At 48.8% G+C, this 25,548-nt stretch carries 24 protein-coding genes; 22 read left to right on the forward strand and 2 right to left on the reverse strand.

The genetic code is table 11. The features are described 5' to 3' along the window. Positions 1-7 precede the first annotated feature (7 nt). From QOX44_RS14035 to QOX44_RS14110, 16 genes are all read left to right on the forward strand, one after another. Complete coding sequence (locus QOX44_RS14035) at positions 8-1,609, forward strand: FAD-dependent oxidoreductase (RefSeq protein ID WP_283683925.1); 1,602 nt, start codon at positions 8-10, stop codon at positions 1,607-1,609. Between the two features lie 39 nt (positions 1,610-1,648). After that, complete coding sequence (locus QOX44_RS14040; RefSeq protein WP_283683975.1) at positions 1,649-2,491, forward strand: fumarate hydratase; 843 nt, start codon at positions 1,649-1,651, stop codon at positions 2,489-2,491. 1 nt (position 2,492) lies between these two features. Next, entirely contained in the window at positions 2,493-3,053 is a 561-nt protein-coding gene (locus QOX44_RS14045; protein WP_283683927.1) for a Fe-S-containing hydro-lyase, read from the forward strand. Between the two features lie 35 nt (positions 3,054-3,088). Continuing rightward, the gene (locus tag QOX44_RS14050; RefSeq protein ID WP_283683929.1) at positions 3,089-3,778 is read left to right on the forward strand and encodes a YoaK family protein; all 690 of its coding nucleotides are present in this window, start codon (positions 3,089-3,091) and stop codon (positions 3,776-3,778) included. Positions 3,779-3,846: 68 nt separating this feature from the next. Further along, positions 3,847-5,316, forward strand: coding sequence for a stage IV sporulation protein A (gene spoIVA / locus QOX44_RS14055; RefSeq protein WP_283683930.1), 1,470 nt, complete (start codon positions 3,847-3,849; stop codon positions 5,314-5,316). A 179-nt stretch (positions 5,317-5,495) separates the two neighbouring features. Next, entirely contained in the window at positions 5,496-6,605 is a 1,110-nt protein-coding gene (locus QOX44_RS14060; protein ID WP_283683932.1) for a cell wall hydrolase, read from the forward strand. A gap of 141 nt (positions 6,606-6,746) precedes the next feature. Further along, a complete protein-coding gene (gene ruvA, locus QOX44_RS14065; protein WP_283683934.1) occupies positions 6,747-7,361 on the forward strand; it encodes a Holliday junction branch migration protein RuvA in 615 nt (204 codons plus the stop codon). A 14-nt stretch (positions 7,362-7,375) separates the two neighbouring features. Further along, complete coding sequence (gene ruvB / locus QOX44_RS14070) at positions 7,376-8,368, forward strand: Holliday junction branch migration DNA helicase RuvB (protein ID WP_283683936.1); 993 nt, start codon at positions 7,376-7,378, stop codon at positions 8,366-8,368. Between the two features lie 160 nt (positions 8,369-8,528). After that, a complete protein-coding gene (locus tag QOX44_RS14075; RefSeq protein ID WP_283683938.1) occupies positions 8,529-8,936 on the forward strand; it encodes a cell division protein ZapA in 408 nt (135 codons plus the stop codon). A gap of 116 nt (positions 8,937-9,052) precedes the next feature. Then, a complete protein-coding gene (locus QOX44_RS14080; RefSeq protein WP_283683940.1) occupies positions 9,053-11,488 on the forward strand; it encodes a peptidase U32 family protein in 2,436 nt (811 codons plus the stop codon). 3 nt (positions 11,489-11,491) lie between these two features. Continuing rightward, entirely contained in the window at positions 11,492-13,180 is a 1,689-nt protein-coding gene (locus QOX44_RS14085; RefSeq protein ID WP_283683942.1) for an FtsW/RodA/SpoVE family cell cycle protein, read from the forward strand. A 118-nt stretch (positions 13,181-13,298) separates the two neighbouring features. Further along, a complete protein-coding gene (locus QOX44_RS14090) occupies positions 13,299-14,657 on the forward strand; it encodes a peptidoglycan D,D-transpeptidase FtsI family protein (RefSeq protein WP_283683977.1) in 1,359 nt (452 codons plus the stop codon). Between the two features lie 116 nt (positions 14,658-14,773). Beyond that, positions 14,774-15,226, forward strand: a complete 453-nt coding sequence (locus QOX44_RS14095; protein WP_283683944.1) for an NUDIX hydrolase — start codon at positions 14,774-14,776, stop codon at positions 15,224-15,226. 77 nt (positions 15,227-15,303) lie between these two features. Then, the gene (locus QOX44_RS14100) at positions 15,304-15,633 is read left to right on the forward strand and encodes a hypothetical protein (RefSeq protein WP_283683946.1); all 330 of its coding nucleotides are present in this window, start codon (positions 15,304-15,306) and stop codon (positions 15,631-15,633) included. Positions 15,634-15,653: 20 nt separating this feature from the next. Then, on the forward strand, positions 15,654-16,646 hold the full coding sequence (locus QOX44_RS14105) for a DUF2953 domain-containing protein (protein ID WP_283683948.1): 993 nt from the start codon (positions 15,654-15,656) through the stop codon (positions 16,644-16,646). Between the two features lie 58 nt (positions 16,647-16,704). Continuing rightward, the gene (locus QOX44_RS14110) at positions 16,705-17,112 is read left to right on the forward strand and encodes a GerW family sporulation protein (protein ID WP_283683950.1); all 408 of its coding nucleotides are present in this window, start codon (positions 16,705-16,707) and stop codon (positions 17,110-17,112) included. A gap of 354 nt (positions 17,113-17,466) precedes the next feature. On the opposite strand, the gene rpmB is transcribed toward QOX44_RS14110, so the two are convergent. After that, complete coding sequence (gene rpmB, locus QOX44_RS14115; RefSeq protein WP_176851380.1) at positions 17,467-17,655, reverse strand: 50S ribosomal protein L28; 189 nt, start codon at positions 17,653-17,655, stop codon at positions 17,467-17,469. A gap of 227 nt (positions 17,656-17,882) precedes the next feature. Here rpmB and QOX44_RS14120 point away from each other — a divergent pair, with 227 nt between their 5' ends. From QOX44_RS14120 to recG, 3 genes are read left to right on the forward strand one after another with little or no spacing between them, the layout of a single operon-like run. Continuing rightward, positions 17,883-18,239 carry an Asp23/Gls24 family envelope stress response protein gene (locus QOX44_RS14120; protein WP_283683952.1) on the forward strand — a complete coding sequence of 119 codons (357 nt, stop codon included), beginning with the start codon at positions 17,883-17,885 and terminating at the stop codon, positions 18,237-18,239. A 12-nt stretch (positions 18,240-18,251) separates the two neighbouring features. Beyond that, positions 18,252-19,931, forward strand: coding sequence for a DAK2 domain-containing protein (locus QOX44_RS14125; RefSeq protein ID WP_283683953.1), 1,680 nt, complete (start codon positions 18,252-18,254; stop codon positions 19,929-19,931). Positions 19,932-19,959: 28 nt separating this feature from the next. Beyond that, positions 19,960-22,017 (forward strand): ATP-dependent DNA helicase RecG, encoded by a 2,058-nt coding sequence (gene recG, locus QOX44_RS14130; RefSeq protein ID WP_283683955.1) that lies wholly within the window; start codon positions 19,960-19,962, stop codon positions 22,015-22,017. Positions 22,018-22,125: 108 nt separating this feature from the next. Here recG and QOX44_RS14135 read toward each other — a convergent pair whose 3' ends face one another. Continuing rightward, entirely contained in the window at positions 22,126-22,533 is a 408-nt protein-coding gene (locus tag QOX44_RS14135) for a methylglyoxal synthase (protein WP_283683956.1), read from the reverse strand. Between the two features lie 292 nt (positions 22,534-22,825). Between QOX44_RS14135 and QOX44_RS14140 the strand changes: the two genes are divergently transcribed. From QOX44_RS14140 to QOX44_RS14150, 3 genes are all read left to right on the forward strand, one after another. Continuing rightward, the gene (locus tag QOX44_RS14140) at positions 22,826-24,292 is read left to right on the forward strand and encodes a DUF1846 domain-containing protein (RefSeq protein WP_283683958.1); all 1,467 of its coding nucleotides are present in this window, start codon (positions 22,826-22,828) and stop codon (positions 24,290-24,292) included. A gap of 160 nt (positions 24,293-24,452) precedes the next feature. Continuing rightward, positions 24,453-24,884, forward strand: coding sequence for a DUF6465 family protein (locus QOX44_RS14145; RefSeq protein WP_283683960.1), 432 nt, complete (start codon positions 24,453-24,455; stop codon positions 24,882-24,884). A gap of 200 nt (positions 24,885-25,084) precedes the next feature. Next, the gene (locus QOX44_RS14150) at positions 25,085-25,339 is read left to right on the forward strand and encodes an alpha/beta-type small acid-soluble spore protein (protein WP_283683963.1); all 255 of its coding nucleotides are present in this window, start codon (positions 25,085-25,087) and stop codon (positions 25,337-25,339) included. The last annotated feature ends 209 nt before the right edge of the window (positions 25,340-25,548 follow it).

The raw sequence follows: 25,548 nt of genomic DNA on the forward strand, positions 1-25,548 counted from the left end.
GAGATTCATGTTTACACCGGAAATGATGGAATCCGTGAAAAAGGTGGAGGCAACCAGAGCATCCCGGATGGGGATGGAGCCAAGGCGGATGACGGCGGAAGAAAAGGATGTCCTTCTGAAAGCATTTCATCCTGACTATAGAGAGGACGCGTTTGAGGAGATCAAAATAGGGCCGAATAAGGGACAGAAGGCTCCGGCAGAGCTTGTGCATCTGCTGCATTCCAACAGCCGCCTGCTGGCAGAAAAGATAGATTTGAATAAAGTGGACTATGATGTAGATGTGCTGGTCATCGGCGGCGGCGGTGCAGGCGCCTCAGCGGCGATCGAGGCGCATGAGGCAGGGGCAGATGTGATGATCGTCACAAAGCTTCGCATCGGAGACGCAAATACAATGATGGCAGAGGGCGGTATCCAGGCCGCAGACAAGGAGAATGATTCTCCGGTACAGCACTATCTTGACGCCTTTGGCGGCGGGCATTTTGCAGCCCGGCCGGAGCTTCTTAGGAGACTCGTCATGGAGGCGCCGGATGCGATCCAGTGGCTGAACCGCCTTGGCGTGATGTTTGACAAGGACGAAAATGGACGGATGGTGACGACGCACGGCGGAGGCACATCCAGAAAGAGAATGCATGCATGCAAGGATTACTCCGGCGCAGAGATCATGCGGACCCTGCGGGATGAGGTATTAAACAGGAAGATCCCTGTCGCAGAGTTCACCTCTGCAGTCGAGCTTCTAAAGGATGAAAAAGGGCAGGTCGCAGGTGCCGTCCTTTTAAATATGGAAACAGATGACTACCTTGTCGCGCGCGCAAAGACCGTCGTGATCGCGACAGGAGGAGCCGGACGTATGCATTATCAGGGGTTCCCGACCTCCAATCATTATGGGGCGACGGCAGACGGACTGATCCTGGGCTACCGTGCCGGAGCGCCGCTTTTGTATCAGGATACCATCCAGTATCATCCGACTGGCGTAGCGTATCCATCGCAGATCTTTGGTGCGCTCGTGACAGAGAAGGTACGCTCCCTCGGTGCGATGCTCGTTAATAAGGATGGAGAAGCGTTTATGCATCCGCTGGAGACACGTGATGTGGCGGCTGCATCGATTATCCGGGAATGCTCGGAGAGAGGGAAGGGAGTCACAACTCCGATCGGAAGCGGCGTATGGCTCGATACCCCGATGATCGAGGAGCTTGGCGGGGCAGGAACGATTGAAAAGCGGATCCCGGCAATGCTGCGCATGTATATGAATTACGGTATTGATATGCGAAAGCTTCCGATCCTGGTTTATCCGACGCTGCATTACCAAAACGGAGGCCTGGAGATCGGCGGGGACGGCTTTACAAAAGTCATTGATAATCTTCTCGTGGCGGGAGAGGCAGTCGGCGGCATTCACGGAAGAAATCGTCTGATGGGAAATTCTCTTCTTGATATTATTGTATTTGGACGCAATGCCGGAAAAGCTGCCGCAAAAAAGGCGAAGAACGTATCGCTTGGAAAGGCAAATCTCGATCATGTGCAAGCGTATGCCAGGGAGCTTTCAGAAGCAGGGCTTGATACCGGCGATGTATCCCCGCTGCTGCTTCCCAGGTATGCAAGACATGAGCGGTAAAACCGGAGGCAGGCAGAAAAACAATGGAGGTGGTTTATGATGCGTGAAATACAGGCACAGCAGATCACAGACACAGTCGAGCGTCTGTGCATTGAAGCAAACCAGTATCTGCCGGAAGACGTACAGTGTGCGATCAGGAACTGTCGCGCATGCGAGGACTGGGAGATCGCGCAGGGTGTGCTTGATAAGATTATTACTAACTTTGAGATCGCAGGAGAAGAGCAGGTGCCGATCTGCCAGGATACCGGCATGGCATGCGTATTTCTGGAGATCGGCCAGGATGTACATATTACGGGAGGCAATCTGGCAGATGCTGTGGACGAGGGGGTGCGCCGCGGATATGACAAAGGGTATCTGCGGAAGTCTGTTGTCAGAGATCCGGTGCGCCGCGGGAACACAGGCGATAACGCGCCGGCAATGCTCTATACGGAGATCGTACCTGGAGAACAGATCAGGATCACAGTCGGCCCAAAGGGCTTTGGCAGCGAAAATATGAGTGCGATCCGCATGTTCAAGCCGTCTGCCGGGCTGCAGGGGATCAAGGATTTCATTCTTGAAACTGTCGAAGCGGCAGGACCTAATCCGTGCCCTCCTATGGTGGTAGGCATCGGTATCGGAGGTACTTTTGACAAAGCGGCGCTTCTTGCAAAGAAGGCGCTGATGCGTCCGGTCGATTCCAGTAACCCGGATCCGTTCTATGCAGATCTCGAGAAAGAAATGCTGGAGAAGATTAATGCGCTTGGCATTGGCCCTCAGGGCTTTGGAGGAAAAACTACAGCGCTCGGACTTAATATTGAGACGCTTCCAACTCATATCGCCGGAATGCCGTGTGCGATCAATATTAACTGCCACGTGACGCGTCATAAAACGGAGGTGATCTGAGATGGAAAAGCATATTACCCTTCCCTTAACAGAAGCGCTTGCAAAAACGCTCCGCGCAGGAGATACAGTCTATCTGACCGGAACGATCTATACGTCCAGAGATGCGGGCCATAAGCGGATGTGTGAAGCGCTCGCAAGGGGTGAGGCTCTCCCGTTTGATCCGACAGATGCGACCATCTATTATGTAGGGCCTACCCCGGCAAAGCCAGGAGCTGTGATCGGCTCTGCGGGTCCGACAACAAGCGGGCGCATGGATGCGTATGCGCCGACGATGATGTCAGCAGGCGCGCGCGGCATGATCGGAAAAGGCGCGCGTCTTCCGGAAGTCGTAGAGGCAATGAAGAAATATCATGGCGTGTATTTCGGAGCAATCGGCGGGGCGGGCGCACTGCTTGCAAAATGTATAAAAAAGGCTGAGCTGATCGCGTATGAGGATCTTGGCGCGGAGGCGCTTCGCAGACTTTATGTAGAAGAGATGCCTCTTGTTGTTATCATTGACTGTGAGGGCAGAAATCTTTATGAAGAAGGCAGAAAAGCGTATCTTGACAGCAAAAAAGGGTGAGCCCGGAACGTTTTTTGCCAGGTAAGGAGAAGGCTATGAACCAGCTTCAAAAGAAGGCTTCAGAATCCTATACGGTGGCCATCATACTTGCTTTTGTCGGCGGTTTTCTCGACGTGTATACGTATGTGTGCCGCGGAGGCGTATTTGCAAATGCGCAGACAGGAAATATCGTTCTGCTCGCGATCCATGCATCGAAAAGAGAGTGGGCGCAGGTAGGGATGTATGCACTTCCGATCTTTGCGTTTATGCTCGGAATCCTTGTGACAGAATTTGTGAAGGTCCATTACAGACGAACCCATCATTTTCACTGGAGACAGATCGTGATCGGTCTGGAGTTTCTCGTGCTGTGCACGATCGCTTTCGTGCCGTCCGGAAAGTATGATGATTTTGTAAATATTGCAGTGTCTTTCGTCTGCTCCATGCAGGTAGAAAGCTTTCGGACATTTGAAGGAAACGGTTTTGCCACAACGATGTGTACCGGAAATCTTCGTTCCGCCACAGAGCTCCTGTTTTACTCCAGCGTCAACAAAGACGAGCGGGCACGCAGGAGAAGCCTGCAATATTATGGTATTATCTGCGTCTTTATCCTCGGAGCGATCTGCAGCATGCAGGTCACGCAGACGTATCAGGAACAGTCGGTGCTGTTTCTGTGTATTTTGCTGGCAGTTGTATTTGCGCTGATGTTCATCCCGATGGAGGAAGAGTCTTCTCAGAAAAAAAAATAAATTTGTTCTTAGCATAACCGATACGCCCCCTGCATATATTTTTACCAGTAGATGCAGGGGGTCTTTTGATGGAAAAATTTAATTTATACAAAGACATTCAGATGAGGACGGGCGGAGAAATCTATGTGGGAATCGTAGGCCCTGTGCGGACAGGGAAATCGACCTTTGTGAGAAAATTTGTAGAACAGCTTGTGCTTCCGGAGCTTTCTGCGCAGGAGCGCGACAGGACAAAGGATGAGATGCCGGCAAGCGCTTCCGGGAAGACCGTTACTACTGTAGAGCCAAAGTTTATCCCGAGACGTGCGGCGCAGATCGAGATCGGAGACGGCACCGTGATGCAGGTGCGGCTGGTAGACTGTGTCGGTTTTCTTGTGCCCGGCGCAGAAGGAGCGGAGGAAAATGGTATGCCAAGAATGGTAAAAACTCCGTGGCAGGAAGAGGAGCTTCCATTTTCCGAGGCGGCGCGGATCGGCACGCAGAAGGTGATCACGGATCATGCCACGATCGGCATTGTAATGACGACAGACGGAAGCTTCGGAGATCTTCCACGGAGCAGTTTTCTGGAAGCAGAAAAAGAGGCGATCACACAGCTGTCCAGACTGGGAAAACCGTTTCTCGTGATCGTCAATTCAGCAAAGCCATACGGAGAAGAGGCAAAGAGTGCGGCAGAATTTATCAGGAATACGTACGGGGTTTCCTGTCTGACCATGAACTGTGAACAGATGGGGCAGGGAGATATCCAGAAAGTATTTGAACAGTTTCTGCTGGAATTTCCGCTTACCCGCGTTGTATTTCAGGTCCCGAAGTGGACAGAGACGCTCGAAAACGACCACTGGCTGAAGCGGGAGCTGTTCCAGACGGTCCGGGCTGCCATGCAGGAGCTTCGCTGTGTCAGAGACATTTACCAGGAAGATTTCAGGCTTGAGAGTGAATACATAAAAAAATCAAAGGTTGAGCATGTAGACCTTGCGAGCGGCGGCGCGGAAGTGTCTGTGACGATGCAGGAGCCTCTGTACTATGAGATCCTGAGTGAGATGACGGGTACAGACATACGCAGTGAATACCAGCTCATTTCTATTGTGCGTGAAATGGCAAGGCTGAAACAGGAATATGAGAACGTAGCCTCCGCTGTGTCTGCCGTGAAGCAGACAGGATACGGTGTGATCACGCCGCAAAAGACAGAAATCTCGATGGAGGAGCCGGTTGTGATTCGGCAGGGAAGCCGCTACGGTGTAAAGATCCGGGCAAGTGCGCCGTCGATCCATCTGATCCGGGCGGATATTGAGACAGAGATCGCTCCGATCGTTGGCAGCGAAGCCCAGGCAGAGGATCTGATCACCTATATGAAGGCGAGCAAAGAGCAGGAAAATGGAGAAGGGAACGCTCTTATTTTCGGAAAGTCAGTAGATCAGATGGTGGAAGACGGTATACGGACAAAATTATCCTCCATCGGAGAAGAGAGTCAGATCAAGCTTCAGGAGACAATGAAGCGTATCGTAAACGATTCCCGGGGGCGGCTGATCTGCATTATTATTTAAGGTTTTATGCATATTCTTTTTTGTGGCGGGCGGTTTTCCCGCCACAGAGTATTTTGGGCGCGGGCGTGTAAGAAATTACCATATTTAATATATAATTGACAAGTTGTAATATATATCATATAATATGAACGGTATGTTACAAAATAATGAACGAATGCAGAAAGAGTGAGGGAGAACATATGGCAAACCAGTGGAAAAACAGAAAGCGTTTTTGTCTTGCAGGACTTCTGTTTTTGATGATGTTTCTGAGTGTTCCGGTAAGCGCGCAGGCGAAATGGAAGCAAAACTCCAATGGTACATACTCGTATTATAAAAAGGGAAAGCTTCAGCGAAACCGTTGGGTCGGAGACTATTATGTCAATAGCAAAGGTGTGCGTCACACCGGTTTTCTTCATAAAAAGGGAAAATGGTACTTTTTTACAAAGACAGGTACGCTTCTGAAAAGCACCTGGATCAAGTCAGGGGACGATCTGTATTATGCAGGTCCGTCCGGCGCCCTTTTGACTGATGGAAAATACAAGATCGGCAATTATTATTATGGGTTTGACAAGCGTGGAGCGCAGCTTCGCGGCAAAACCGTGATCGATGGAAAGACCTACTTTTTCGGTTTGAAAAAAGGGCAGATGCAGACGAAAAAGTGGATCAAGACAGGAAACAAATATTATTATTACGGTAAAAACGGCGTGATGAAGACCAGCCAGTGGGTCGGTAAATACTACGTCAACAAGCACGGCGCCCGGACAAAAAAGGTCAGGGATGAAGAAGAAAATAATACGGGAAATAATTCCGCAAACGGCGGAAAGCCATCCAACGTACCTGCACCGCACTGCAGTGTGGAGAGTACCTATTATACGCATCCGGTAGTAGATGATCAGACGCTTCTGTCCGCGATCATTTACTGTGAGTCCGGCAATCAGCCGTACAAAGGGCAGCTTGCAGTCGGTATGGTCATTATGAACCGGGTATACAGCCCGCTGTTCCCGTCTAAGACGATCCGCGAAGTCATATATGAAAAGACACAGTTCACTCCTGCACGTGACGGCAGCTTACAGAGAGCCTTGACCAATCCGCTGATCATTACGGACTCGGCCAAACGCGCAGCCGCAGAGGTGCTTGCGATGTACAAGGACTATACTCCCGGAAAGACGATGTATCTGAATACCGGGAAAAAGCTGGTTCCATTCCCCTATATCTTTTTTATGACAAAGGCTGCCTACCAGCGGCTGGGACTGTCCTCCCCATATAAAAAGATCGGAGATCATGTATTCTTTACTGTCTGGAAATATTAAAAGCCGGACAGACACAGAAAAAAGCCCAAAAGGATAAAATCGAACGTATGATTGATTTTATCCTTTTTCTATGCTAAAATGCAGAAGATATAACACCAAAAAAGGTGTTAGTGTACAAAGGTATAGATAAGGAGTCAGATTTTGATCGCATATTTAAAGGGAATAGTAGCTGATGTTTCAGAGACACGGCTTGTTTTGGATGTAAACAATATTGGATACCAGATTTTTATCTCTTCGCGGGAGGCGGCGGCGATGCCCGGGCGCGGCGAGGAGGTCAAGATCTATACGTATCTGAATGTAAAAGAGGATGCCATGCAGCTTTTTGGATTTCTTTCAGAGGATGATCTGGAAATGTACCGGCTGCTGTTGAATGTAAATGGGATCGGGCCAAAGGCCGCACTGGGCATACTGTCTGTGCTGACGGCTGATGATGTGCGTTTTGCAGTGCTCTCTGATGATGCAAAATCCATAGCCAGAGCACCTGGCGTCGGTACAAAAACAGCGCAGAAGCTGATCCTTGAGCTAAAGGACAAGCTGAGTCTTGAGGATGCATTTGAGAAAAAACTGGAGCATACGGCGCAGGCGGCAGGGAAAAGCGGGCTGTCTGATGCAAAGGCAGAGGCAGTACAGGCGCTTACCGCTCTCGGGTATTCAAGCAGTGACGCGTTAAAAGCGGTGCGCCGGTCAGGCGCAGACGATACGATGGATACAGAAGAAATCTTAAAGCTTGCGCTAAAGCAGATGGCGGTTTTATAGATTAAGGAGAAGACATGGCAAAAAGAGTGATTGCAACAGATACGACGGAGGAAGATATCCGGCTTGAGCCGGGACTGCGTCCAAAACTCTTAAATGAATATATCGGTCAGGAGAAGGCCAAAAGTACGCTCAAGATTTTTATAGAAGCAGCAAGACAGAGGAAAGACTGTCTTGACCATGTGCTGTTTTACGGACCGCCCGGGCTTGGAAAGACAACGCTGGCATGTATCGTGGCAAATGAGATGGACGTCAATATCAAGATCACATCCGGTCCTGCGATTGAAAAGCCGGGGGAGATGGCTGCGATCCTGAATAACCTTCAGGAGGGTGACGTACTCTTTGTCGACGAGATCCATCGTCTGAACCGTCAGGTAGAAGAGGTGCTCTATCCGGCAATGGAGGATTTCGCGATCGACATTATGATCGGAAAAGGGGCGGCAGCGCGCTCTATCCGGCTTGATCTGCCAAAGTTTACTCTGATCGGGGCGACTACGAGAGCCGGTATGCTCTCTGCCCCCCTGCGCGACCGCTTTGGAGTCGTCAACCACCTGGAATATTATACAGAAAAAGAGCTCCAGACGATCGTGCTGCGTTCTGCCGATGTGCTTGATGTCGCGATCGACAGCCGGGGGGCGCTGGAGATCGCGCGCCGCTCCAGAGGTACGCCGCGTCTGGCAAACCGGATGCTAAAGCGCGTGCGTGATTATGCGCAGGTACGCTACGATGGAAATATATCCTCTGCTGTCGCCGCAGAAGCGCTCGATCTGCTGGAGGTGGACCGTTATGGGCTTGACCGGATCGACCGGGGGATTCTGGAGCTGATGATGGATAAATTCGGCGGAGGACCGGTCGGACTCGATACACTTGCAGCGGCGATCGGAGAAGATCCGGGTACGATCGAGGATGTATATGAGCCGTATCTGATCAAAAACGGCTTTATTAACCGCACTCCAAAGGGCCGTGTGGCGACAGACTTTGCATACGAACATCTCGGCAGAACAAAATAAGTAACCGTCTGGCATCCTTGCGAAGCGTTCAAACGGGTCCGGATTCAGATTTTGCAGCTTTGTGCACGGTCAGACTGTTACCAAAATAAAGTATTGTAATTCTCTGATTTTAGATTATAATCAATGTATAGAAATACACAGGTGGAAAGGTAGGGCAGCTATGTCGGCCAAAAATAAAACACAAGTGATAATCGCAGGAAAGATTTATACACTGAGCGGCTATGAGAGCGAGGAATACCTGCAGCGTGTTGCATCATATCTCAACGGAAAGATCTCTGAGTTTAAAAATATGGAAGGCTATTCACGGCTGTCACCGGACCTCAAAAGTATTATGCTTGATCTGAATATGGCAGACGACTATTTTAAAATGAAGAAAAAGATCGAGGAGCTGGAGCAGGAGCTGATCGCAAAGGAACGGGAGATCTACGATTTCAAGCACGACCTGATCACGGCACAGATCAGACTGGAGAATGCACAGAAGGATGTCCAGACACTGGAAGAAAAAAATATCCAGCTCCAGAAGGAAAATATTCAGATGGAAACGCAGCTCAAAAATACGAGCAGATGATAAAACAGATCACGGGGATTTCAGAAGACGCGATCGAAGCTGAGATGCCTGCATATACGTCAGTGCACAATGGACGACATGCCCCTTGTCCACTGACTTTTTTATAAGGAGGTATTATGGTCGAATTGCTTGCTCCTGCAGGCTCCTTTGAGAGTCTGCAGGCAGCTGTGAACGCCGGCGCAGATGCGGTTTATATTGGAGGGGCGCATTTTGGAGCCAGAGCATATGCGGATAATCCAGATGAGGAGCATCTGAAACGCGGGATGGATTACTGCCACCTTCGCGGCAGAAAGCTCTACCTGACAGTAAATACGCTTCTGAAAGAGCAGGAGCTTGAGGAAAAGCTCTATCCATATCTTGCGCCATATTATGAAAATGGTCTGGATGCAGTGATCGTGCAGGATCTTGGGGTGCTCAGTCTGATCCGGCAGTACTTTCCGGAAATGGAACTGCATGCAAGTACTCAGATGACGGTGACAAGCTCTTATGGCGCCGGATTTTTAAAAAGACAGGGGGTTCATCGCGTCGTTTTGGCCAGAGAGCTCTCCCTTTCAGAAATAAAAGCGATCATTCAGGAAACGGGAGTAGAAGTGGAGACATTCATTCACGGTGCGATGTGCTACAGCTATTCCGGGCAGTGTCTTTTAAGCAGTATGATCGGCGGACGCAGCGGCAATCGGGGACGCTGTGCGCAGCCGTGCCGGCTGCTGTACTCTGCATCAGAGCAGGGGGAAAAAAGGAAAAAAGAAAGACAGCAGTATCTGCTCAGTATGAAGGATATGTGTACGCTTGATCTGCTCCCGGAGCTGATCGAAGCAGGGATCGCTTCTCTGAAAATCGAAGGGAGGATGAAGCGTCCGGAATATACGGCAGGCACGGTCAGCATATACCGGAAATATATAGACCGGTATTACCAGTATGGGGCAGACGCATACCAGGTGGATGAGGAGGATCGCCGTATGCTTATGGACCTGTATAACAGGGGCGGATTTTCGGATGGTTATTACCATATCCATAATGGCAGGTCAATGATGGCGCTTGACCGTCCGAATCATCTCGGGACTGAGGCTGCCCGGATCACCCGAAGCCTTCGCGGACAGACAGAGGCGGTTGCACTGGAGCCGCTCTACAAAAGAGACGTTCTGGAAATGGCTCCCGGCCATGAGATCACCCTGTCAGCCGATGTCAGACAGGGCGCTTCTTTTCTGCTTCCATGTACAAAAGCAGGAATACAAAAAGGCAGAACGCTCCATCGGACGAAGAGTGAAAATCTTCTTGCTTCTTTGCGGGAGAAATTTCTTGACACCGGCGATAAAGAAAAAATTAAGGGTGAGTTAAGGATTTTTTGCGATTCACCTGCTATACTAAAATTACGGTGCAGAGATATCGAGGTGGTATGCTCGCGCGACATTGCCGAAAAAGCTGTGACAGTGCCGACAGATGAAGCTGCGGTGCGTCGGCAGATGAACAAGACGGGAAATACACCGTTTGTATTTGAAACGCTTGAGATCTGTCTGGATGAGGGACTGTTTGTACCTGTGCGGGCACTGAATGAGCTGAGAAGATGTGCGATGGAGGCGCTGGAACACGCGGTGCTGGAGCAGTTTTACAGAAAACCGTCCGCGTTCTGTGCCGATACCGTTCTGAACGAAACAGGATCTGAAAAGCGGAAGAATCCAAAATATAAAGATACGGCAGACAGCAGGCTCACGGTTTCTGTCATGACGCGCGGCCAGCTTGGTGCTGTGCTTGCCTTTGACGGACAGCTGATCGATACAGTATATCTGGATTCTATGCTTCTGGGCGATGCACAGGAGAGAAAAAATAGCTGTGCATGGCTTCAAAAACAGATCACAGCGCTTCAGGGAAAGGGATGCAGATGCTTTTTCAACTGTCCTCCCGTGCTGCGTTTTCGTGAACAGAAGCTTTTATCTGAGCCTGCCGTTGTGCAGGTACTTGCTTTGATGGATGGTTTTCTGGTACATACGGCAGATGAGCTTGCCTATATCCAGGAGATCACCAGAGATTTTTCCAGGTCAACAGAGATTGCCTCAGATGCTGATCTGTATGCCTGCAACAGCCGTGCGCTTGCATTTTTGAAAGAGCAGGGCGTCTCCCGTACAGCCTTTTCGCAGGAACTCAATTTCCGCGAGCTGGGGATACTTACAGGAGAAGGCAGGGAGCTTACGGTATATGGATATCAGGCGCTGATGCAGTCTGCGCAGTGTGTGGTAAAGAATACAAAGGGCTGTACAAAAATGCCGGAGATCCTTTACCTGCGCGACCGCAAAAATGCCTATTTCCCGGTGCAGAACCGCTGCAGTATCTGCTGCAATACGATTTATAATTCTGTACCGCTGCAGCTGGGCGGCTGCCGCACAGAGATCGCCCGCCTTGCACCGGACTATATCAGGCTTTCTTTTACCATAGAAAGTTCCCGGGAGACAGAAAAGATCCTCGCAGAGTATGGAGCGCTTCTGCTGGGAGAACGAAGGAATGAGGATGCTGACCTGGAAGGAACCAGAGGACATTTCAGAAGGGGAGTAGAGTAATATATGACCAATCTGATTATACAGGTTTCAAAATACCTGATCATTATTTTAATGGCGCTTTATACGTTGCAGTGCTTTACTGTATTTAGCAGAAGAGATGAAGAATCGCGACAGTATCTTTTTCTGCGCCAGAATATGCTGATGTTTTTTATGCACTTTGTGGCTTTTATGGTCCTGTATCTGGAGATGGCGGAAACGACACTGCTGATTTTTTACGGAGCGCAGGTGATCTATCTGGCTGCCGTTCTCCTGCTGTTTACGAAGCTGTATCCGCGTGCGTCCAGACTGCTGGTCAATAATATGTGTATGCTGATCAGTATCGGATTTATTATGATCACACGGCTCTCATACAGTCAGAGCACCAAACAGTTTAAGATAGCTGTCGTAGCCTCTGTAGTGGCGCTGCTTGTACCGGTTCTGATACGCAAGCTGCGTTTCATCACAAAAATATACTGGCTGTATGTACTTGTGGGTATCGGGCTGCTTGCCCTTGTTGCGATCGCGGCACAGTCCACCTACGGAGCAAAGCTTTCCTTTAATTTTGGCAGCTTTTCGATCCAGCCCTCCGAGTTTGTAAAGATCATTTATGTGTTCGCGATCGCGGGACTGCTGTCCCATGCGCGTGATTTTAAACGGATCGCAGTGGCGACAGGGCTGGCCGCGCTGCACGTGCTGATCCTTGTTGTTTCAAAGGACCTCGGAAGTGCGCTGATCTTTTTTGCCACCTATCTTGTTATGATCTTTGTATCAACACGCAATCCGTTTTATACCCTGGCGGGGATACTTGCCGGGTCAGGAGCGGCCGTGGGCGCCTATTTTCTGTTTAACCATGTCCGGGTGCGCGTGCAGGCATGGCAGGATCCCTTCCAGGATTATCAGGGAGGCGGCTACCAGATCTGTCAGTCGCTGTTTGCGATCAGTGCGGGAGGATGGTTCGGAACTGGGCTGTGTCAGGGATCACCGGAGGCGATCCCGTTTGTAGAGCAGGACTTTATGTTTTCGGCGATCGCGGAGGAGCTGGGAAGTATCTTTGGCATATGTCTGCTTTTGGTGTGCATGAGCTGCTTTGTCATGTTTGTCAATATTTCCATGCAGCTGACCAACCGCTTCTACCGTCTTGTGGCAGTGGGGCTTGGCACGACGTATGCGGTCCAGATCTTCCTGACAGTAGGCGGAGGGATCAAGCTGATCCCGATGACTGGTGTGACGCTTCCTCTTGTCAGTTACGGCGGAAGCTCGATGCTCAGTACACTGATCATGTTTTCTATCGTGCAGGGGCTGTATATGCTCCAGAGAGATGAGGAGATCAAAGACGAAGAAAAGAATCTGCGTATGGCTCAGGACGCTGCTTTCACGCAGGGATATCAGCAGCAGGGCGGCGGATATGATCCGTTCTATGATACCGGATATGGGCAGGAGTCCTATCGAAATGACGGATACGGGCAGCAGCCGTATCCGGATGATCCATATGAGGACGACCCGTATGCGGATCAGACGTATGATGAGCCGGGATATATGCGGGATGGATATAAAGAAGAGTATGATGAGCCGCCATATGGCGGCGATGACAGCGGAAATCCGGGATATGGAGGATATGACGGGTATGACGACGGAACGAAATACGACTACTACGGGGAAGAAACATACGGAGCGTACGGGGAAGAGGACGAGGAGGACCCGTACCGGCAGTAAGATCCCTGTAAAAGTAAAGGAAGTACACTTTGAACAGGAGCCGGAGCCGGTAACCGGAAAGGGGAGGAACACAGAGCTTGGCATTGTGACCTATGTGTTTGTGTTCGTCTTCCTGCTGATGATCGGCTATCTGGGGTATATTAATATCTGGAAGGCGGATGAGCTCAATAAAAATGCATACAATACAAAACAGGACGCAAACATGGACAAATATATCCGTGGCTCTATCCTCTCCTCAGACGGGAATGTCCTGGCACAGACAACGGTAACAGATACCGGAGAGGAAATCCGGGAGTATCCGTATGCAAATGTTTTTTCTCATGTTATCGGATATGCTTCAAACGGCAAATCCGGGCTGGAGGCAAGCGCAAATCATGACCTGCTTTCCTCTCATGCATCCGTACTGACACAGATACAAGACGAAGCGGACCAGGAAAAAACAATGGGAGATTCCGTTGTTGTGACACTGAACGCACAGCTTCAGAGTGCGGCTTACGAGGCGCTCGGTTCTTATAATGGAGCGATTGTTGCGATGGAGCCGGATACAGGAAAGATCCTTGCAATGGTGTCCAAGCCGGATTTTGACCCGAATTCTATTGAAGAGATCTGGGACAGCGTCGTGACAGACAGCTCGAGCAGCGTACTTTTAAACCGAGCGACACAGGGGCTTTACCCACCGGGATCGACCTTCAAGATCCTGACAACGCTTGCGTATATGCGGCAGGAGCCGTCTGATTTCCGCAAATTCCAGTATGACTGTACCTCTAAGCTCACGGTCGAGGATGTGACGATTAATTGCTACAACAATTCCGTACATGGACAGGAGGATCTGAAAAGCGCGTTTGCTCACTCCTGTAATACGGCATTTTCTACTATCGGTCTGGAGCTTGACAACGATGAGTTTCATTCTCTGTGTGAGGAATTTCTGTTTAATAAATCTCTTCCCACGAAGTTGCAGCACAGCACCTCCAGATTTGAGCTGGATGGCAGCTCCTCCTATGGCGAGGTGATGACTACGGCGATCGGACAGGGAAATACACTCGTCACGCCGCTCCAGATGGCGATGATCACATCCACGGTCGCAAACGGCGGTATCATGATGAAGCCGTATTATGTGGACCGGATACAGACGCATGACGGGAATACGGTATCCAGGACAAAACCCTCCCGGTATAAACGTCTGATGACGACAGAGGAGGCGAGAACCCTGTCGGAGTATATGCAGGAGACAGTAAAAAGCGGAACGGCGACTGCTCTTGGCTGGTATGACTTTACTGCCGCCGGAAAGACAGGGTCTGCAGAATATGTATCAAACGGATATGAAGGTACACATTCTTGGTTTGTCGGATTTTCAAATGTAGATAATCCTGACCTTGTGGTAGCTGTGATCGCGGAGGATGGGGGCACGGGAAGTGAAACGGCTGTACCGATCGCCGCACAGGTATTTCAGGCGTATTACAGCATATACGGCCACTGATCCTTTCTGACTTTGAAGGCATCACATACGCGCAAGGATTTCTGGTTGCGTGATCTGCAAAAAAGAGTTATACTGAGTGCAGTCATTTTTGGCACACGCAGACAGGAGGGATTGCAATGATCGAGGCAACAAGCTGTGGCGGTGTGGTGATATTTCGGGGAAAGATCCTTGTCCTTTACAAGAGCTACAAAAATAAGTATGAAGGCTGGGTGCTTCCCAAGGGGACAGTGGAAGAAGGCGAGGACTACAAAGAGACTGCTGCCAGAGAGGTTCTGGAGGAGACAGGAGTCCGCGCTTCCATTATCAAATACATTGGCAAAAGCCAGTATACCTTCAATGTCCCGGAGGATACAGTCGCAAAGGATGTGCACTGGTATTTGATGATGGCAGACAGTTATTACAGTAAACCACAGCGAGAGGAGTATTTTATCGACTCAGGGTATTACAAATATCATGAAGCATATCATCTTTTAAAATTTACCAATGAAAAGATGATCTTAGAAAAAGCTTATAATGAATATTTGAATCTGAAAAAAAATAATCTTTGGGGCAGTAAAAAATACTTTTAACCACCTGATGCCGGGATTTCGCGTCTGCGGAATGTCGGCATTTTGGCAGTATGCGTTTGGGTGATGGAGGCTAAGAGATGAAGTGGCATACACAGCTGTATCTGGGTGCGACAGTCAAAAAGAAAAAGGATATTCTGATTCAAAAGATAGAAGAAGGGAAAACTACAGTTAATATCTATTTGATCACACTTTCCGGAAATGAGAGAAATCAGCTGGAGATCATACCGACATGGAATCTGCGGTTCTGGTATACGCGGGAAAACTGTCCGTGTATCGTCGGGCTTTCCTTCGGCTGGAGCGAGGCGTGCGGACTCGTGGCGCAGATCGTGCAGGAGGCGTATGAAAAGACCGGCGGCACGGATCTTCGGAGTTTTTTTGCAATACAGGAAATGAAAACAGTATTATAGAGAGGGCAGCAGGAGAGAATATGCTACATATTATTCTGGGTATACTAAAGCTTATCGGTATCATACTGGGCATTTCGGTGCTTCTGGTTTGTACTGCACTGCTTTGTATTCTGTTCGTTCCGGTGCGCTACCGGATCAGATTGCAGAGGGAGCCAGAACAGCTAAGGGGATCGGTGCAGGCGAGCTGGCTTATGCATAGCGTCAGTGTGAAAGCCTGCATGGATAAGGATTCTGGAGGCACAGTCCTGGTGAAGCTTTTTGGAATACGGCTGTTTGGATCCGGTCAAAAAAAGGAGACTGAGACACAGCAGATGCGGCAGACATCCGGCATGCAAAAACCGCCCGGGCTATATCCGGTTCCGGATAAGGAGGAACTGCATAAGGCACATCCGATGCCGGACGGGGAGGAGCTGCACAGGGCGCATCCGGTTTCAGACGAGGAAGGACAGCTCAGGATACATCCGGTGCCAGATGTGAGGGAGACGAAGGCTTCAAAAAATAAGTGCAAAGTAAAACGCATCTGTGATAGAATAAAGCAGGGCAGGGTGCTGGGAAAACGCCTTTGGAACTGGTTTTCCGGGATTCCGGACAGGATCAGGCGCGCTTATCAGACGCTTTTGAAGGCGTTCCATAAATTTGCCGGGTTACTTCATAAACCGGAGGAGCTCATGGAGCTGTTTCGGCGGTATGAGATAAAAGAAAATCTGCGTACGCTGTATGGCTATCTGCGTGATCTGTGGAAGCATTACTGTCCCCGGCGTATCAGCGGATACCTGCATTTTGGAACAGGAGATCCGGCACTTACCGGGCAGCTTACCGGGATCATTTATCTGGTGCTGCCGGCACGGGCAGACAGATTTACAGTCCGTCCGGATTTTGAAGAGCCTGTGCTTGAGACAGATCTTTTGTGTACCGGGCATATCCGGCTGTTTCACTTTCTCCGGATCTGCATGCGTGCGTTCTTTGATGAAAGGCTTCGCCGCCTGATCAGACAGATACGTGCGAAAAGATAGGTGCAAATAAGAAAATAAAACAGAAAATCCGCCCAGACAGCGGGAAAGGAGACCGAATATGGAAAATTTTCAGAACACAGTAGGGTCATTATTTAAAGGAATGGAGAATTTTATTACTACCAAAACAGTGGTCGGCGATGCGATCACGGTCGGCGATACGATCATTCTGCCGCTCGTAGATGTGAGCTTCGGCGTAGCTGCCACCGCAAAAACAGAGGAAAAGAAAAATAATGGCGGTGGAGGTATGGGAGGAAAGATCTCGCCAAGCGCCGTGCTTGTGATCCAGAATGGAACGACCAAGCTTGTCAACATCAAGAATCAGGACAGTGTGACAAAGATCCTGGATATGGTACCGGATTTCGTGAATAAATTTACAGCCGGAAAAAACGCAGATGCAGGGGCTTCTTCTGCGCCTGATGTAGATGAGGCGATCCACAATGTAGCATCGGAAGAGAAAACCTTTTGAGCAAAGGCCTGGAATCGTGACCGGCTCTTGGGATATTTCTAAAAGAGCAGTGTTGAATGATGCATTCTGTGCATATGATAGATATAAGAAACAGAAAGAGGGTATCTGTGTATGCGCAGAATGGCCGGATTTATCGTATTCTGGATCGCGGTCGGAATGATTGTGGAGCTGTTTATAGAGAGTATCCTGATCAGTATACTTCTGATACTTTTTTTGCTGCTGTTAGGGTACAATCTTTTTTTGTGCTGATACCGCTAATCGTACAGGTTGTTTTTTCTGCGCACTTCCGGAATATGAGCATAACAAAAAGGCAGGTTATCTTTCGATAACCTGCCTGCATCTGTTTCATGAAAACTAAGCTCTCTCAACTTTTCCGGATCTCAGACAAGAAGTACATACATACATCTTTCTGGCAGCACCACCGTTAACTTTAACCTTCACATGTTTGAGATTTGCTTTCCAAACCTTGTTGCTTCTTCTATGAGAATGACTCACATTGTTTCCAAAATGAACAGCTTTATCACAAATAGCACATTTAGCCATGACCGCACCTCCTTGAAATGAATTAAGTCTAATTTCACGATTTAGACTCACAGCACAATTATTCTATCAGATACTACAATATTTTGCAAGTGTAAAATAAGAAAAAATAAAATAATTTTGCAATTCATAAAAAGCATCTTTGCAAGACGCAGGTTTTCTGGTAAGATAGGTATGGAGTATGCTTTGCATGGAAGATTATATTTTGAAATAGATGGAGGTTTCTGTTTATGAAAGGACGCATGAGCAATGAACTCGGGTCTATCGTAATCGACCCGAACGTGATCGCTACCTATGCAGGCAGCGTTGCAGTAGAATGTTTTGGTATCGTCGGCATGGCGATCGTCAGCGTAAAAGACGGTCTTGTCAGACTTTTAAAGCGTGACAGCCTTGAGCGCGGACTGAATGTAAAGATAGAGGAGAACCGGATCACGATTGACTTCCATGTTATCGTTTCCTACGGTGTGAGCATTTCCGCTGTTGCGGATAATCTTTTCAGCAATGTCAAATATCGTGTAGAAGAGTTTACCGGTATGGAAGTGGAAAAGCTGAACATGTTTGTTGAAGGCGTAAGAGTAATTGATTAAGGAGGAACAATCGTGAGTGCGATTACAATAGATGCTTCTCTTTGCGCCAGAATGTTTCTGGCCGGAGCTAAGAATCTCGAATCAAAAAAAGAATGGATCAACGAATTAAACGTATTCCCTGTACCGGATGGCGATACAGGTACAAATATGACCCTGACGATCATGGCGGCGGCAAAGGAAGTCGCAGCGATAGAGCAGATCACTATGGAGAGCTTTGCAAAGGCTGTCTCATCCGGTTCTCTGCGCGGCGCGCGCGGCAATTCCGGTGTCATTCTTTCTCAGCTTCTGCGCGGCTTTACAAAGGTGATCCGCAGCGAAGAGGTCATTGATGCGGCAGTGCTCGCAGCAGCGTTCCAGAAGGCGGTAGAGACGGCATACAAAGCAGTCATGAAGCCAAAAGAAGGAACGATCCTGACCGTAGCAAGAGGCGGCGCAGAACGCGCGGCCGAGCTGATCGAGGAGAATCCGGACATTGAGCTTGGCGTGATGATCGAGGAGATCATCAAACGCAGCGAGGAAGTGCTCAATCAGACGCCGGAAATGCTTCCGGTACTGAAGGAGGCAGGCGTGGTGGACTCCGGCGGACAGGGGCTTGTGCAGGTACTAAAGGGTGCGGCGGATGCGTTTGCGGGAAAAGAGATCGATTATACGATCGAAGGTGTATCAGCAGGAAATGGAGGAGCTGCCGCTTCTGCATCGGCTGCCGCTCCGGCTGATATCAAATACGGCTACTGTACCGAATTCATCATTATGCTGGAAAAAGAATATACAGAGGAGACGGAGCTTTCCTTTAAGGCATTCCTCGAGTCGATCGGAGATTCTATTGTTGTTGTATCAGATGACGGCATCGTAAAGGTGCATGTCCATACGAATGATCCGGGTGTTGCGATCACACGCGCGCTCACCTATGGTTCTCTGACCCGTATGAAGATCGACAACATGCGTGAGGAGCATCAGGAAAAGGTCATCAAAGAAGCGGAAAAGCAGGCGGCAGCACAGCAGGCAGTCAAAGCAGAGCAGCCCGTCAGCTTAAAAGAGACCGGCTTTATTTCTGTATCGATCGGCGACGGGATCGGCGATATTTTCCGTGATCTCGGTGTGGATTATCTGATCGAGGGCGGTCAGACCATGAATCCGAGTACAGAGGATATGCTGAACGCGATCGAGCAGGTGCACGCAAAAAATATTTTTATCCTTCCAAACAACAAAAATATTATTCTGGCAGCGAATCAGGCAAAAGCGCTTACAGAAGATAAAAATATCATCGTCATCCCGACAAAGACGGTACCGCAGGGGATCACAGCTGTGATCAACTTCGTACCGGAAAAGTCGCCGGAAGAAAATGCGGCCCTGATGGAGGAGGAGATCTCCAGAGTCAGAACAGGGCAGCTCACCTATGCGGTGCGCGACACACATATTGACGACAAGACGATCCATGCCGGCGACATTATGGGCGTCGGGGATCATGCGATCCTGTCTGTGGGAAAAGATATTGATACGGTTGCGCTTGAGACAGTCAGCCTGATGGTGGATGAGGACACAGAACTGATCAGCATTTACTACGGCGAGGATATGAACGAGGATGAGGCCTCCGCTTTGAGGGATAAGATCGAAGAGCAGCATCCCGACTGTGATGTTGAGCTGAACTGTGGAGGACAGCCGATATACTACTATATTATTTCCGCAGAATAAACAACGTCTGCAAGAGTAAGAGGTAACTATGGATCTGGGAGCTTCTCTTGATTCCCTTAAAGGGATCGGTGAAAAAACAAAACAGATATTTGAAAAGGCCGGCATCAGAGATATTGCCTCCCTGCTGGCCTATTATCCCAGGATGTACGAGCAGTTTGAAGCGCCGGTTCCGATAACCAGGCTGCGAGAGGGGGAGACAGCCTCTGTGTGTGCACAGCTTACTGCACCGATTGCCACGAGGCATATAAGAGGTCTTTCCGTCTCAACCGCGCTCGCATCAGACGGGACGGATGGGATCGCTCTTACCTGGTTCAATATGCCATTTTTGCGAAACTCCCTTCGAACGGGAGAACGGTATGTATTCCGAGGCAGAATAAAATCAAAAGGACAGCGGCTGCTCATTGAGCAGCCTGCTGTTTTTCATGAAGAACAGTATCGTGCGCTGACAGATGAGCTGCGTCCCGTCTATCCGCTTGTAAAGGGGCTGACCGGCACGATGGTGCAAAAGGCAGTGCGTCAGGTTCTTGCGCAAAAGTCGCTGCTCGAAGATTATCTTCCGCTGCAGTATCGAAAGAGATATGATCTTTCCGAATATAACTTCGCAATTGAGCAGATCCATTTTCCTAAAGACCGGCATGCGCTTGCCCTCGCAAGAGGAAGACTTGTTTTTGACGAATTCTTCTTTTTCCTTTTGCAGCTGCGGAGTCTGAAAACTGCCCGGGTAAAGGCAAAAAACAGCTTCTCCATCGAAACGCCGTATCTGGCGCAAAAGCTGATCCAAGGTCTGCCGTATTCCCTGACAAAAGCACAGGAAAAAGTCTGGCAGACCATCGCGCAGGAGCTTCAGGGACCGTCTGTCATGGCGCGTCTGATCCAGGGAGACGTCGGATCAGGTAAAACCATTGTATCTGTTCTTGCGCTTTTGACCGTGGCGCAGAGCGGATATCAGGGGGCGCTGATGGTTCCGACAGAGGTACTTGCACGGCAGCACTACGCATCTATCACAGAGCTTTTCAGCCAAAACGGGCTTCCCTTTCATACCGTACTGCTTACGGGCTCGATGACAGTCCGGCAAAAGCGGGAAGCATACGAAAAAATAAGCTCCGGGGAAGCATCCGTTATCGTAGGCACGCATGCTTTGATCCAGGAGAAGGTTGTTTATCATGATCTGGCGCTTGTCATTACTGATGAACAGCACCGTTTTGGCGTACGGCAGAGGGAAATGCTCGCCCAGAAGGGCAATATGCCGCATACGATCGTGATGAGCGCCACGCCCATCCCGAGGACTCTGGCCGTGATCCTATATGGTGATCTGGATATTTCAGTGATCAATGAAATGCCTGCAAACCGTCTTCCGATCAAAAACTGTGTCGTGGGGACGGGATACCGGCCGAAGGCGCACGAATTTATCCGGAAGCAGATAGCTTTGGGACATCAGGCATATGTGATCTGTCCAATGGTCGAGGAGAGCGAGGCAGTAGAGGCAGAAAATGTAGTTGAATATACACAGCTGCTTCAGAAAGTGCTTCCTCAGGAGATCTGTGTAGCGTATCTGCACGGAAAAATGAAGCCCGCCGAAAAGAATGAGATCATGGAGCGTTTTCTGAAAAACGAGATACAGGTGCTCGTCTCTACGACTGTCGTAGAGGTCGGCGTAAATGTGCCAAATGCAACCGTCATGCTGATCGAAAATGCCGAGCGCTTTGGACTGGCGCAGCTTCATCAGCTGCGCGGCAGGGTCGGCAGAGGAGATGCGCAGTCCTACTGTATCTTTCTTTATTCCATGGAGGGAAAGGACATTAAACAGAGACTTGATATCCTGTGCCGGTCGAATGACGGGTTTGAAATAGCGAACCGGGACATGCAGCTGCGCGGACCGGGAGATCTTTTTGGTGTGCGCCAAAGCGGGATGCTGGATTTCCATCTGGCAGACATTTACACAGATGCGGCGGTGCTGGCCAAAGCAAACGAGGCAGTGGATGAGATCCTGTGTGCTGACCCGCAGCTTAAAAGGCAGGAGCATCGTGTATTGAAGCAGCGTTATGAGAAGTTTATGAAAGAGCAGACAGAGCAGATCAGTCTGTAGTCTCCGATAAGACAGGACATGCTCCGGTGCAGGTATACAGCTGCATCGGAGCATGTCCAATAGAAAAATAGAAAAGTGTATGGAGCTTCTTTTTTAGTGTCTGTCTGCTCAAAAATCGTCTGAGCGAATGTTCAGTCTCCAGTCGAGATCTCCGCGTGCCAGACCGAGCACCAGAGACTCTGCTGTAGCGATGTTCGTAGCGATAGGGATATTGTATTCATCACAGCATCGGGAGATCGCATAAATATCCGGTGAATTTGGGCTGGTCATTACCGGGTTATAGAAGAAGATGACCATATCCATACAATTTCGCTCAATCATATCGATAAACTGTTTATCACCGCCGACACTCCCTGGAAGGAACTTGTACACTTTCAGATTTGTGACGTCTTCGATTCGCCTTCCGGTACTTCCGGTAGCATATAAATTATGTTTGGAGAGGATATGCTTATATGCGAGACAGAAGTTTTCGATCAGAGTCTTTTTACTGTTATGCGCAATAAATCCGATATTCATCTTTTACCAACCTTTCCAAGTCAAATTGTCTCAAATATAGTATAGCAAAAATTTCTAAAAAAGCAAGTGATTTTATCCTTTTTTTATAACTAATGACAGAAAAGACGGAAAAACGTTTCCTGAACGAAAACGGAACCGTTCAGTCATGCACAAAAAATTATGTTTTATAAAATGTAATAGCCATTCGTCTAAAAATGTCGTATACTAAGAATATTGTATATGCAACACGCTGCCCGCAGATTTTGTCTGTGCGCAGGCAAACACAAGATCAGAGGAAGATGAGGAGAGAACTATGAGAACAGGATTTGACAACCAGAAATATCTTCGTATGCAGTCTGAAAAGATCAAAGAGCGGATTTCCATGTTTGACAACAAGCTTTATCTGGAGTTTGGCGGAAAGCTTTTTGACGATTACCACGCGTCGCGTGTTCTTCCGGGCTTTGCACCCTCCAGTAAGCTTCAGATGCTGCTGCAGCTAAAGGAGCAGGCAGAGATCATCATTGTGATCAACGCAGAGGATATTGAAAAAAATAAAGTCCGTGCAGATCTTGACATCACATATGATCTCGATGTACTCCGTCTGATCGACATTTACCGCAGCCACGGGCTGTATGTGGGCAGCGTCGTGCTGACGCAGTACCGCGGGCAGGGCCTTGCTGATGTCTTTAAGGCAAAGCTGGAAAAACAGGGAATTCCGGTATACTGCCATTATCGCATTGAAGGATATCCGAAAAATATTTCTCTGATCGTCAGCGAGGACGGATACGGAAAAAATGATTATATCGAGACGACCCGCCCGCTTGTTGTCGTGACTGCACCCGGACCGGGAAGCGGAAAAATGGCTACCTGCCTTTCTCAGCTCTATCATGAACACAAGCGCGGGATACGCGCCGGATATGCCAAATTTGAAACCTTCCCTGTCTGGAACCTGCCGCTTTCTCATCCGGTGAATCTCGCCTATGAGGCAGCTACGGCAGACCTCAATGATGTCAATATGATCGATTCCTTTCATTTGAGCGCCTATGGAGTGTCGACGGTCAACTACAACAGAGACATTGAGATCTTCCCGGTGCTTAACGCCATGTTTGAGAAGATCTTTGGCAGCAGCCCATACAAATCTCCGACAGATATGGGAGTAAATATGGCGGGGTACTGTATTGTGGATGATGACGCATGCTGCGAAGCATCCCGGCAGGAGATCATCCGGCGCTATTATGAATCGCTGATCCGCAAAGCAGATCTTGAGTCGACGGAGGATGAGCTCTTTAAAATAGAATTTCTGATGCAGCAGCTGGATATTACAACGAATGACCGTAAATGTGCAGCAGCAGCAAACGATCTTGAGGCGAAAAGAAATCTGACAAGCGCGGCGATCGAGCTGGCAGATGGAAGGATCATCACAGGAAAAACCTCTCATCTGCTCGGACCGTGTTCTGCAGTTCTGCTGAATGCCTTAAAAGAGCTGGCTGGCATCGATCATGAGAAGCTTCTTATTTCTGAAAAAGCCATTGAGCCGATCCAGAAGCTTAAGACACAGTACTTTGGCAGCCGCAACCCGCGTCTGCATACGGATGAGACACTGATCGCACTTTCTATCAGCGCTGCGGAAAGCGAAGACGCGCAGAGAGCGCTTGACGTCATGGGCGAGCTCAATGACTGTGAGCTGCACTGCTCCGCACGGCTTTCTAAAGTCGATCTGAATACGCTGAAAAAACTGGGCCTTCACGTGACAATGGAGCCAAAACGCGAAAAATTTTGACATTTTTTATGCAAAATTTCGGATTCCTGCTGAATTTTAAGGGAATTTTTGACTTGCAATGTCTGGCGAATTAGTATATGATGCTTGGTGATGTATATAATACCGTGCCATGTACGCGTTTTATACATGGAGCAGGTCTACAGGTTCTAGGAGGATTGTTATGAAAAAGGTTGTAAAGGATGCTGAGGTAATTGCCAGGGAAACAGCAGAGAAAGTCGCTGCTGAGGTGAAAGACGCACCGCAGACAGTAAAGAAGGCAACTGCGAAAGTGGCAAAGGCTGCAGCTGCGACTGTAAAAGAGGTCGCTGAAAAAGCAGAAGAAAAGACAGATGCAGTAAAGGCTGAAGTAAAGAAGGCTGCTGCAAAGAAAGCTCCTGCGAAAAAGGCTGTAGTAAAAGAAAGTGTTTACCTTCAGTACCTTGGAAAGGAGATCAGTCAGGCTGATCTCATGAAACAGGTAAAGGAGATCTGGACAAAGCAGATGAAAAATAAAGCTGCTGACCTGAAATCCATTGCTCTGTACCTTAAGCCGGAAGAGAACATGGTTTACTATGTGATCAACGATGACGTGACTGGAAGTATTGCATTATAACATTATATAGAATCGAAACGGCAAAGGATACCCTGAAGTCAGTGATGACCCGGGGTATTCTTTTTTTGTTTGTGATCATTTCAAACAATTTCCAGTTTATATCTTCTCAAGCTGCACATACTAGCAATGCAGCAACAAAGAGCTGCAAAACAACGAAATGATAAAAAAGAAAAGAAATGAAAACAAAGGAGGCGTTTGATATGGCATCAACAAACAAAGCAGTACCGGAGGCAAAAAGTGCAATGGATCGTTTTAAATTTGAGGTGGCAAGCGAGCTGGGAGTTCCGCTCACAGACGGATACAACGGAAACCTCACATCCAGACAGAATGGATCTGTTGGCGGATATATGGTGAAAAAGATGATTGAGCAGCAGGAGCGCCAGATGGCCGGTGGTCAGATGGGCGGCGCTATGGCAGGTGCCCAGATGGGAACTCAGCCGAACACTATGATGTAAGCAAAACGCACAAATGCAAACAGGGGGTGTCCGATCCGGGCATCCTCTGAAATAAAAAATAGCAAAATAGCAACAATATAGAACTTAGAGTATAATTATCATTGGCAAAAAGTAAAAAAATAAAGGAAGAGGCCGAAACCTCTTCCCAATCATACAGATTTGTCTTATTGTTTAATTGTCCAGAAAAAACATAAGGAGTCTGTATGATG

It is taken from the genome of Parablautia sp. Marseille-Q6255, from assembly GCF_951230155.1.
GTDB lineage: Bacteria > Bacillota > Clostridia > Lachnospirales > Lachnospiraceae > Choladousia.

Coding starts and splice junctions, on each gene's coding strand:
- QOX44_RS14035 (WP_283683925.1), top strand. CDS start 8: ATGTTTACACCGGAAATGATGGAATCCGTGAAAAAGGTGGAGGCAACC.
- QOX44_RS14040 (WP_283683975.1), top strand. CDS start 1,649: ATGCGTGAAATACAGGCACAGCAGATCACAGACACAGTCGAGCGTCTG.
- QOX44_RS14045 (WP_283683927.1), top strand. CDS start 2,493: ATGGAAAAGCATATTACCCTTCCCTTAACAGAAGCGCTTGCAAAAACG.
- QOX44_RS14050 (WP_283683929.1), top strand. CDS start 3,089: ATGAACCAGCTTCAAAAGAAGGCTTCAGAATCCTATACGGTGGCCATC.
- spoIVA (WP_283683930.1), top strand. CDS start 3,847: ATGGAAAAATTTAATTTATACAAAGACATTCAGATGAGGACGGGCGGA.
- QOX44_RS14060 (WP_283683932.1), top strand. CDS start 5,496: ATGGCAAACCAGTGGAAAAACAGAAAGCGTTTTTGTCTTGCAGGACTT.
- ruvB (WP_283683936.1), top strand. CDS start 7,376: ATGGCAAAAAGAGTGATTGCAACAGATACGACGGAGGAAGATATCCGG.
- QOX44_RS14075 (WP_283683938.1), top strand. CDS start 8,529: ATGTCGGCCAAAAATAAAACACAAGTGATAATCGCAGGAAAGATTTAT.
- QOX44_RS14080 (WP_283683940.1), top strand. CDS start 9,053: ATGGTCGAATTGCTTGCTCCTGCAGGCTCCTTTGAGAGTCTGCAGGCA.
- QOX44_RS14085 (WP_283683942.1), top strand. CDS start 11,492: ATGACCAATCTGATTATACAGGTTTCAAAATACCTGATCATTATTTTA.
- QOX44_RS14090 (WP_283683977.1), top strand. CDS start 13,299: ATGATCGGCTATCTGGGGTATATTAATATCTGGAAGGCGGATGAGCTC.
- QOX44_RS14095 (WP_283683944.1), top strand. CDS start 14,774: ATGATCGAGGCAACAAGCTGTGGCGGTGTGGTGATATTTCGGGGAAAG.
- QOX44_RS14100 (WP_283683946.1), top strand. CDS start 15,304: ATGAAGTGGCATACACAGCTGTATCTGGGTGCGACAGTCAAAAAGAAA.
- QOX44_RS14105 (WP_283683948.1), top strand. CDS start 15,654: ATGCTACATATTATTCTGGGTATACTAAAGCTTATCGGTATCATACTG.
- QOX44_RS14110 (WP_283683950.1), top strand. CDS start 16,705: ATGGAAAATTTTCAGAACACAGTAGGGTCATTATTTAAAGGAATGGAG.
- rpmB (WP_176851380.1), bottom strand. CDS start 17,655: ATGGCTAAATGTGCTATTTGTGATAAAGCTGTTCATTTTGGAAACAAT.
- QOX44_RS14120 (WP_283683952.1), top strand. CDS start 17,883: ATGAAAGGACGCATGAGCAATGAACTCGGGTCTATCGTAATCGACCCG.
- recG (WP_283683955.1), top strand. CDS start 19,960: ATGGATCTGGGAGCTTCTCTTGATTCCCTTAAAGGGATCGGTGAAAAA.
- QOX44_RS14135 (WP_283683956.1), bottom strand. CDS start 22,533: ATGAATATCGGATTTATTGCGCATAACAGTAAAAAGACTCTGATCGAA.
- QOX44_RS14140 (WP_283683958.1), top strand. CDS start 22,826: ATGAGAACAGGATTTGACAACCAGAAATATCTTCGTATGCAGTCTGAA.
- QOX44_RS14145 (WP_283683960.1), top strand. CDS start 24,453: ATGAAAAAGGTTGTAAAGGATGCTGAGGTAATTGCCAGGGAAACAGCA.
- QOX44_RS14150 (WP_283683963.1), top strand. CDS start 25,085: ATGGCATCAACAAACAAAGCAGTACCGGAGGCAAAAAGTGCAATGGAT.